At 34.9% G+C, this 10,857-nt stretch carries 5 protein-coding genes; all 5 read right to left on the bottom strand.

Going from position 1 to position 10,857, the window contains the following annotated elements; genetic code table 11:
- Window positions 1–22: 22 nt before the first annotated feature.
- The 5 genes from IM744_RS03840 to IM744_RS03820 all read right to left on the bottom strand — a co-directional run bounded on the left by IM744_RS03840 (window position 23) and on the right by IM744_RS03820 (window position 10,838).
- Window positions 23–1,822, bottom strand: a complete 1,800-nt coding sequence (locus IM744_RS03840; RefSeq protein ID WP_194506789.1) for a T9SS type A sorting domain-containing protein — start codon at window positions 1,820–1,822, stop codon at window positions 23–25.
- A 245-nt stretch (window positions 1,823–2,067) separates the two neighbouring features.
- On the bottom strand, window positions 2,068–4,827 hold the full coding sequence (locus IM744_RS03835; RefSeq protein ID WP_194506788.1) for a T9SS type A sorting domain-containing protein: 2,760 nt from the start codon (window positions 4,825–4,827) through the stop codon (window positions 2,068–2,070).
- 379 nt (window positions 4,828–5,206) lie between these two features.
- Window positions 5,207–8,086, bottom strand: coding sequence for a T9SS type A sorting domain-containing protein (locus IM744_RS03830; protein WP_194506787.1), 2,880 nt, complete (start codon window positions 8,084–8,086; stop codon window positions 5,207–5,209).
- 138 nt (window positions 8,087–8,224) lie between these two features.
- On the bottom strand, window positions 8,225–9,928 hold the full coding sequence (locus IM744_RS03825; RefSeq protein ID WP_194506786.1) for an FG-GAP-like repeat-containing protein: 1,704 nt from the start codon (window positions 9,926–9,928) through the stop codon (window positions 8,225–8,227).
- Window positions 9,929–10,025: 97 nt separating this feature from the next.
- Window positions 10,026–10,838, bottom strand: a complete 813-nt coding sequence (locus IM744_RS03820; protein WP_194506785.1) for an enoyl-ACP reductase FabI — start codon at window positions 10,836–10,838, stop codon at window positions 10,026–10,028.
- Between the last annotated feature and the right edge of the window lie 19 nt (window positions 10,839–10,857).

Genomic DNA, 10,857 nt, shown 5'->3' with positions numbered 1-10,857 from the left:
TGAAAAACTATTTGTTTAAAGCTTATTGCTTAATAATTCTTACAGTTTCTACAACATTACCAATAGTAACTTGTACGAAGTAAGCGCCTTGACTTAATTCATTCATATTGATAATGCTATCTGTAGCATTAGGAGCAGTTCTAAGAACCTCTTGACCTAACATGTTATATACAGATACGTTTTGAATATCCTTTTGAGCATTCAATGTTAACTCATTTTTAACTGGGTTAGGGAAATACGTAAATGCATTTTCATTTTCAAACTCATCTGTACCTAAAGTATCTGGTGACCAAAGTTTAACATCAAAATTCAACCCTGAGGTAGATCCTGTAGAATATTGAAAAATTCTAACATAATATGTAGTCCCAGCTGTTAAACCTGTTGCATTAATTTCTTCTACAATAGGAGCTGTAGTAATCGTATTATCTGCACAATCGATAACTGTCAAAGCACCACATGTACCAGAATACAACTCAGCAACACCATCAAAATTTATTTCAAAAGTAATATTTACATTCGTAGTTAACGCTTCAAATGAATACCATACATCATCATTAGCATTTCCTGTGAAGCCATTACAAGCTTCAGGAGCAACTCCAGAAGCTGTTGCACCAATAAGACTACCAGCAGTTGGTGTAGCAGATCCTACATCTGCAATATCTGTTTCTTGTACAATAACGATGGCTCCAGCACAATCATTATTTGCTGGTTCTGGTCCAGGTTGTGTAGTAAAACCATAAGGTCCTGCCCAAACACTTGTTCCATCAGCAACACCACAATCTGTTTGAATAAATACATTATAAGTTGTATCTAATGTTAAAACATCTCCTGAAGAAGCAGTTGTTCCTGCAGTAGACCCACTTGCCAAAATAGTTCCGCCTTGGCCTGTACCATCTTCAACAATTTCCCAATTGTAACCAACAGGAGTTCCTGTTGCTGGAGCTGTCCAAGAAAAATCTATACTAACATCTGTTAAAGCGTCAATTAATGGTGCTCCATTAATAACATCACAAGCAACAGGTGTTGTAAATGCAACAGGTCCAACCCAGCTACTTACACCATCACCCAAACAATCTGCTCTTACATAAACTTCATAATCATTTTCTGCTGTTAATCCAGATAAAGTTGTTGGGTTTGATACACCTGTAGAAGTTGCAGTTCCAGTAGCAGCTCCAGCAGCAGTAATATCAACTAATTCAATATCCCATAAAGTAACAGATCCTACTTGAGTCCATGCTAAATCTGCAGTCGTTGCTGTTACAGGTGTAGCAGTAAAACTTGCTGGATTTGAACAAGTTGGAGCTGGAGCAAAAGTAATAGACCAATCATTTATAGATCCTACATCTCCACCAGCATCATCACATGCTAAAAGCACCCAATCTCCATCTGCTGAAATACTTGCAGCATTAAAAGCTGCAAATGATTCGTCTGGAGCATAATTCCCTGTTAAATCCATATTTCCTCCAGGTAAAGCTGGTGCTCCATCTATTAAAACAACATTAGCAAAACCATCACCATTTCCTCCTTTATCGTCTGCCAATAATACAATTACTGTACCTGAAGGATCTTGTAAACTTAATACAACATCTGCATTCCATGAGTGAGTAACATTAAGTGTAACACTTTGAATGATGTTTGTAGTTCCAAGGGTTCCAATACCCGATACAGTTAGAGGTAAAGAAAGTGCATCTGCAGTATCACATGTTGCAGCTGTTGTACCATTTCCATTTTGCATGTCATATGGTCCTCCTGTATCAGTAAATGTTTGAGAAAATCCCAAACTACACATTAGAGCAAATAAAATAAAAGTAATTTTTTTCATATTTAATTGAATTTAATGATTAAGTCTTAAAATTATGATAATTCTCTTATATATACACGAGAATACTGTATAATCGATAAGAAACAAAAAATACCGACAAAAAACACATATTACTATTATAATCAGCACATTAGACAATTCTCCAATTATATTGAAATATATAAAAACGGAGATGACGTTTTAAAAAACTAAGATTTTATAAAAAAAAGAGGTCTCATTTGAGACCTCTTTTTAAAAAATAAAAGTTATTCTTTAATAACTCTAATTATTTTTATTTGATTACCAATGGATACTTTCACAAAATAAGCTCCAGTTTGAACGTTAGATAGATCAATTTTTTGAATTGTATTTTGACTATCAATAGCTACAATACGCTGTCCTAAAACATTAAATACTTCTATCTTATCAATAGCATTTGGTGATTCTAAAGTCAATACGTCTTTAACTGGGTTTGGATAATATGCAAACTCATTAAATGTATTATCAGCTAATCCTAAAGTACTTGGTGACCAAGCACAGATATTAAAGTTTCCTTTTAAATTATCTTGATACTCCCATACTCTTACTAGTAATATATCTCCTGCTGTTAATCCTGTTAATTCTATTAAAGAGAAAAAACTAACACCATCATCATCACTACAACCGATTTCAACTAATGATCCCGATGCACCAGAGTATACTGTCATTAAAGTGTCTGCTATTGGATTATCATCTGCTGCAGATGTCTCTATAGTAACTTCTCCTGTAGATGGCACAACAACCTTAAACCAAACATCTCCAGCTGGATTAAATGAACCACAATCTGCTTCATTATCATTTTCAACTGTATCAGTTGCACCTACATTTGTACCTATAACAATAGTTTCACAAACTGTATTACCAACTGGTATATTAATTGCTTCTGCAACATCATCATTATCTGGAGCTGGTGGAGGACATGTAAACTCAAATGTTCCAACTGTAGAACTACAGTCTTCATCTAAAGAAATCAATTCAATAGTTACTGAATCTCCACTATTATAAGGACCAGCTAACACTGTTCCTGCAACAACAGGATATGTATTTGTACCATCATCAAAAACACTACCTGCATCTCCAGCATCTGACACTACGATATCTACTGTAAATGTCCCTGTTCCATCCGGATTACAGCTTTCTACTACTGTAGAGCTATCTATAGTCGCTGCTGTACATGCTGGTGGCGCTGTACATGTTAGGTCGAGTGTAAAGTCTGCAACTCCAGTATAATCAAATATTCTTACAGTATAAGTTCCTGCTGCTGGAGTATCTAAGGTTACTGCCTCAGGATTACCACTATCATCACAATCTATATTAGTAAGATCGTTACATAAACCTGAATAAACAATTACAACTCCATCCAAAGCAAACGAACCTGCTGGTTGATCTAAGCTAACAGTATAGCTACTTACACCATCTGCATCAAATGTATAAAACAAGTCTCGACCATCAGTAGAACCGAATGATCCACAAGTGGTATCTAGACCTGATGCTGTAGCACCATCTGTAGTACCTGTTATTGTCACACCACATTCTAATGCAAGCGCACCATCACAGTTATCATTTGCTGGTGCTGGTTGAGGACAAGTAAAACTAAATGTTCCAACTGTAAAACTACAATCTTCATCTAAAGAAACAAATTCAATAGTTACTGATTCTCCACTATTATAAGGTCCAGCTGATACTGTTCCTGCAATTACAGGATATGTATTTGTACCATCATCAAAAACACTACCTGCATCTCCAGCATCTGACACTACGATATCTACTGTAAATGTTCCTGTTCCATCTGGATTACAAGTTTCAACTTCATCAGCACTATCAATTGTAGCTGCTGTACATGTTGGTGGTGCTACACAAGACACATCTAATGTATATGTTCCTGCATTAGCAGAGAACCCATGTACTAATACATAATACTCTGTTCCAACAATAGAAGGAATAGTAACTAAAGACGTATTACCTGTTCCGCCATCATCATCACCAGCTACACATGTTAAATCTCCACAAACTCCAGAGAACACTCTAATTTTTGTGTCAAAAGTAGATAAGCTTAAATCTAAAGTTACATCATCTCCAACACTTCCAGCAGCTGCTCCTGCATCATTTGAATTTGCTCCAATAAATGTATACCATACTGCTCCAGCTGTTCCAGCTGATGTAGTGCACTGCCCTGGATCTTCATCTTCAGGTGTTGCGTTTGTTGTATCTCCTACATATTGACCATCACAAGCAATTGTAATTGCTCCTGAGCATTCATCGTTATCTGGTGCTGGTTGAGGACAAGTAAAAGTAAACGTTCCAACTGTAGAACTACAATCTTCATCTAAAGATACTAATTCAATAGTTACTGATTCTCCACTATTATAAGGTCCTGCTGATACTATTCCTGCAACTACAGGATATGTATTTGTATCATCATTAAAAACACTACCTGCATCTCCAGCATCTGAAACTACGATATCTACTGTAAATGTTCCTGTTCCATCAGGATTACATGTTTCTGTTACATCTGAACTATCTATAGTTGCTGCTGTACATGTTGGTGCTGGCGTAAATGTCAATGACCAGTCAAAAGGACCTTCACTCCACTCATTAGACCACTCAATGTAGTAATCTGCTCCTATAACTACTGCATAACCATCAATTTCTGAAGCATATGCATCTCCATCTCCTAAGTCACATGAATCATCATTGTTAACTACTCCTGTTAATGCACCACAGGTACCAGTTCCAATACTTAAATCAGTATCAGCTCCTCCAAGACACGCATTGACATTGATAGTTCCATCTGCAGTTGCTGTGTAAACAAACCATACTGAGTCATCACCAGAAGGTGCCATTTCTGCACTTCCTGTGCCAATAGTAATAGTAGTACCTGTTATTGTACCAGGTGTCACAACTGTTGCTGTCGCACAAGTATCTTGCGCATTACTTTGCAAGCAAAAGGCTAGCATTATAATAAACATAATTGTAATTTTTTTCATTTTTGTTGGTTTTTAGTTAATGAATTAATTTTAAGCGAGTAAATTATTCATTTTAAATACTTTACCACCGAAAACATCCTAACAAGATGCTAACAATTCGACGAATAGCTTAAAAAATCAGACAAAAAACAAAAATCAATTAGTGAATTATCACATATTAAGTTAAAATATTAAACAAACAACAATATAAAGCCTATTGAATTACACGCGAGCTAATTTAAACCAATTAATACGTCGAACTTATATAGCTTTTCGTCTATTTTAAATCATTTAATCATAAAATTTTATTTAAATAGAAGCCCTAGACAAACCCTATAACAAAAAAAAAGAGACCATTTCTGGCCTCTTTTTTTATATATAAGAAAAGTGTTTTTCTTACTTACTGTTTAATTACTCTAATTGTTTCAGTTGTATTGTTTATAGTTACGTTTACAAAATAGACTCCTAATTGTAATTCAGACATATCAATTACAGAATCAACATTGTTTGGTGACATTGTTAATACTTCTTGTCCCAACATATTAATTACAGAAACATTACTCATCTCATTTTGAGCATTTAAAGTTAATGTATTTTTCACTGGGTTAGGGAAATATGTAAAAGCTGTTGAATCTTCAAATTGATTCACATTTAATGTATTACAAGACACTACTGCTTCCCAACCGTCTCTTGTCACTGATCCATCAGAAGTAAATACAAATGTTAACGCACCTGAAGCGTCTGTAGATGTAATTATCATTCCTTGTAAATCACCTGTACCTACTGCTGGAGAATCATTTCTATCCCAACACCAAATAGTTCCACCACTTGGAGGATCAATAGTTGTTGCAGTTGCATCTGCTCCATTATGTATTGTTAATCCATCCCAACAAGCAGACGCTCCGTTATTCTCTGTTGAGAAAAATGTGAATTCTACTGACACAACATCACCAGCATTATCTGGAGTAATAGTATAGGTAATACTTTCACTAGATGAGTAAGTTCCACTTACTCCACCAGAATCTAAGAAAATTCCATTAGAACAACTTGGATCAACAGCTACATAAGGTGTCGCAAATACAAATGGTCCAGCCCAAGCTGAAGCTCCATCTACTCCACAATCTGCTTGTACATAAAATTCATAGCTGTTATCTCCAACTAAACCAGTAGCAGCATAAGGATTTACAACTCCAGAAGCAGTTGCTGTTCCTGTTGCGACTCCACCTGCTGTGATATCTACTAATTCAATATTCCAAGACGTAGCAGTTCCATTTTCTGTCCAACCTAATTCTGCAGTTATCTCTGTAATAGCTGTAGCTGTTAATCCTGCTGGTGCTGGACATGTTTCTAATGTACTGAAAGCAAAAGGTCCTGCCCAATCACTAGTTTCTCCACCACAATCTGATCTTACATAAAACGAATAATCATTGTTTTCTGCAAGTCCTGTTGCAGAGTAAGGGTTTGTAACTCCAGATGCTGTAGCAGTTCCTGTAGCAGTTCCCATTGCTGTAACATCAACAATTTCTATATCCCATGTGGTAGCTGATCCATTTTCTGTCCAACCTAATTCTACAGTTGTATCTGTAATTGTAGTTGCAGTTAAAACATTTGGTAAAGGACAAGCTGGTAATTCATCAAATGACACATTATCAATAGCCATATCTCCTTCATACGTTCCAGCACTAGTTGCTCTAATTGTTATTGAAATTGTTTGACCAGTATACGCAGCTAAATCTATAACTGCTAATTCCCAAGGTGTTGTTGCAGATGCTTGTTGTTCTCCAGAAATTGTAAATACGTTTGTTGTACCGTTAACCAATACATCTAATGTTCCTGTTACCGCACCAAACATATGATAGTTAAACGTTAATGCAGGAGCAGTAAGCGCAGTTAAATCTACTAATGGAGATACTAAATCTGTTGTATCACCACTTAATCCACCTGAAGCTTCAGTATAAAAATAATTTCCTGTAGTAATTGTTGGATCTGGACCTGTTTCTCCTGAACCAGCATCAGTTCCTGGAGCAGATTCCCAATAGTATGTTCCTCCTGTTGCTGTCCAGCAATTTTCAGCTTCAAATGCAGCAGTACCAGTCGTGAATGTTTCAAAGTCTTCAGTATATGGTGCTGTAAATGCTGTACATGTTGTAGAAAAAGCAAAAGGCCCAACCCATAAAGATGTTCCATTTACACCACAATCTGCTTGAACATAAAATTCATAGTTATTACTATCTGTTAAACCAGTAACATTATATGGATTTCCAACTCCAGATGCAGTTGCAGTTCCTGTAGGAACTCCAGCAGCAGTAATGTCTACTAATTCAACATTCCATAATGTTTCCGCTGCACCAGCTGTCCAGCTTAAATCTGCTCCAGATGTAGTAATGTTTGTCGCTGTTAACGCACTTGGTTCTGCACAAGCCACAGTAGTTGAAAATGCAAAAGGCCCAACCCATGTAGATGTTCCATCAACACCACAATCTGCTTGAACATAAAATTCGTAATCATTAGATGGTGTTAAACCTACTTGATTATAAGGGTTCACAACTCCAGAAGCTGTAGCAACACCTGTTGCAGTTCCTGCATTAGTAATGTCTACTAATTCAATATTCCAAGACGTAGCTGAACCAGCTTCTGTCCAACCTAAATCTGCAGAAAAACCGTCAATATTAGTAGCTGTTAATGCAGTTGGATCAAAACATGTAGGTGGTACAGCAGATGTAATTGTTGGAGAAGTTAAACACCATCCCCATTGCCATCCACCTTGATCATCATAAGAAATACGATATTGAAATCCAGATAATTGAGTCGCAGTAAATCCTGAAATATCTAATACAGCAGTAGTATATGCAGCTGTACTTGCACAAGTTTGGAAATCTAAATTTGTAGAATTCCCAACAAATGTTTCTAATGCTGACCAGGTCATTGCGTCTGCATCATACACTTCAATTGCTAAAACGTCACCTCCTAAAGCTCTGTACACATAATCACCACTAACGGTAATCCAAGTTTCTCCTGCACCACTAGCAGCAGTTAAGTCGATAACTGGAGATGTAGCTTCAATTGTGTCTGCTGTACCGTTTCCAGCTGCATCATCATCCCAAGTAAGTGTTGCTCCAGTAGTTGTTGGATCTGATAGTAATGCACCTGCTGTATAGGTACCAGAAAGTGTCCAACCTGCGTTTGGCCATGTTGCAGCTTGGTCTAAGGTTTGCGCATATGAGCTAAATGTTAAAGCTCCAAAAATGGCAAACACTAATAAAAAAGTAATTTTTTTCATAAAAATATAAGGTTAGTTTAAAATTATTAGAAATCTAATTTATTATTATTATTTATACTAACCTCTTTAATCAACCATCAATCGACAAAAAGAAAATAATACCGATTAAATACACTGACAATTAAGAAAAATACTAATTTAATCTATTATAACATTCTTAACAAAAGTCCCTTCTTTTGTTTGTATATGTAGAAAATACTGACCAGATTGTAATTGTGAAACATTTAATTGTTTACTATCATATTTCAAGAGTACACTTTGCCCTAAAATTGAATACAATTCTAATTGATGTATAGCTAATCCAGAATTAACAATAATAGTATTGTTTACTGGATTCATTTTTAAACTAACTTCATTGATTTGAGAATTATTTACTGATAAAGAATTTGCACCTTCAACAATATGCAAAATTTGATTAGAAGTCACGTTGTTAATAATATCAATGGTACCACTTAACCATTTGACCTTAATATAATCTATAGCTATTGCATTACCAAGCCCAAAAGATTCGGTTAATGAATTTTGAGATAGAAAGCCCTCTCCAATATGTGTGTATCTATATTGCTTATTTCCGTTAATAGAAATTTCAATAACAGAACCAATGCCATCTCTATTGCTTTGCACACCTTCTAAGTTTACTTTTAACCAATTGTTATTGGTTACACTATGGTTTTTCCATATAGACAATAAGTCATCACCTCCATTATTTACTACGATATCAATTAGACCATCATTATCTAAATCTGAAGTAGCATTTGAATAACTTTCATTAGTATCTCCCGTGAAACCAGAAGTGCCTGGTATGTTAAACGTTTCATCTCCCAAATTCTCATAAAAGGCAGCAGACATAAAAGAAGGAATTGATCCATCCATTTGTCCGCTAACATATAAATCTAAATCAGTATCATTTTCTGCATCTAAAAATACAGCTCCCCAACCAAAACTATTAAAACTAGTACCAGATTCTTGAGTTGCATTAAAAAAAGTACCATCACCTTCATTTCTAAACAGCACATTACCTGCTGGACTATTTGTAACATAGATATCAAACCAACCATCATTATTATAATCACCAATAGTTGTTGTCATTGCATCTATAGACACATTGGTTAAAGACGATTCACTATGGTCTACAAAAGTACTATCTCCATTATTCATATATAAAATATTGGCTTGATCATATTTATCATTAGAAATGTAAATATCTTGCCAGCCATCATTATTATAATCGAAGAAAACAGAGCAAAATGACATATGCCCTAAATTAGAAATACCAACTATATTACTTACATCTGTAAATGTATTATCACCATTATTTTTATATAAAATATTTGAGTATACCTCACTCCTATTAGAAATAAACACATCTAGATAACCATCATTATTATAATCTCCCCAAGACGCTCCATAAGAAAACATATTAGAGATATTCATACCTGAGCTTAAAGTGATGTCTTGAAAATTTAAATTCCCCGTATTTTCGTATAATCTATTTCCGTTGGTATCACTGGTTACAAATAAATCTTTATCACCATCATTATCAATATCTAACCAGTTTACCGATTTAGTTTGAAAATTAAAACTTGGAATATTTAAGGTTTGTTCTATAAAACTTCCATTAACATTTTCAAAAAATCGAAGTTCTTGCCCATTTTCTGTAGCCAAGGTAATATCATCAAAACCATCATTATTAAAATCTATCAATGATATTCCACATCCCATAATTGGACTTCCAGTAGTTATGCCAACACCTAGAGTAGCTGCTTCATCTTGAAAGCTTATTTGAGCGTTACCGTTTTTAAAAACAGTAAAAACTATAAAAAGAAAAATGTATTTTTTCATCATATTGATTAGTATCTATATTATATGTATCAATAAAAATAGAAAACCTTGATGAAATAACATCAAGGCTTTAATAATTTATAATAAAAAGTGTTTATTATTCTACAAATTTATCCATCACTGCATCACTCACACCCATATTACTAAATCCTCCATCATTATAAAGGTTTTGGAGTGTTACTCGTTTTGTTAAATCACTAAATAATGTAATTGTATAGTTTGCACAATCTAATGCTGTTGCATTACCTAATGGTGACATTTTTTCAGCATAAGAGATAAAACCATCAAAGCCTTTTACTCCACTACCTGCTGTTGTTGGTGTTGGTGATTGTGAAATGGTATTCACACGTACTTTTTTATCTCTTCCGAAGAAATAACCAAAACTACGAGCTATACTTTCTAGATACGCTTTATTATCTGCCATATCATTATAATCTGGAAATACGCGTTGCGCAGCCATATAAGTTAAAGCTACAATACTTCCCCATTCATTCATAGCATCTGCCTTATATAAGGTTTGCATTACTTTGTGAAAAGACATAGCAGACACATCTGTACCTTTTTGTGTCCATGCATAATTTTGATCTGTGTAATGTTTCCCTTTTCTCACATTTATAGACATTCCTATAGAATGTAATACAAAATCAATTTTACCTCCAAGAATTTCCATAGACTTCTCAACAAGGTTTTGTAAATCTTCTTCAGACGTTGCATCTGCAGGAATAATTTGAGATCCTGTCTTTTCTGCCAATTCATTAATTTGTCCCATTCTCATAGCAACTGGTGCATTGGTAAGTACAAACGTACCACCTTCTTCGTGCACACGTTCTGCTGTTATCCATGCAATAGAATTTGCATCTAATGCGCCAAAGATAATTCCTCGTTTTCCTTTTAATAAATTGTATGACATGCTTATATAATTAAGTTAT

Source organism: Psychroserpens luteus (genome assembly GCF_015319355.1).
Taxonomy (GTDB): Bacteria; Bacteroidota; Bacteroidia; order Flavobacteriales; family Flavobacteriaceae; genus Psychroserpens; species Psychroserpens luteus.
The sequence above is the reverse complement of the archived record's forward strand: the minus strand, read 5'-3'. Positions and strand labels throughout refer to the sequence as shown.

Coding starts and splice junctions, on each gene's coding strand:
- IM744_RS03840 (WP_194506789.1), bottom strand. CDS start 1,822: ATGAAAAAAATTACTTTTATTTTATTTGCTCTAATGTGTAGTTTGGGA.
- IM744_RS03825 (WP_194506786.1), bottom strand. CDS start 9,928: ATGAAAAAATACATTTTTCTTTTTATAGTTTTTACTGTTTTTAAAAAC.
- IM744_RS03830 (WP_194506787.1), bottom strand. CDS start 8,086: ATGAAAAAAATTACTTTTTTATTAGTGTTTGCCATTTTTGGAGCTTTA.
- IM744_RS03820 (WP_194506785.1), bottom strand. CDS start 10,838: ATGTCATACAATTTATTAAAAGGAAAACGAGGAATTATCTTTGGCGCA.
- IM744_RS03835 (WP_194506788.1), bottom strand. CDS start 4,827: ATGAAAAAAATTACAATTATGTTTATTATAATGCTAGCCTTTTGCTTG.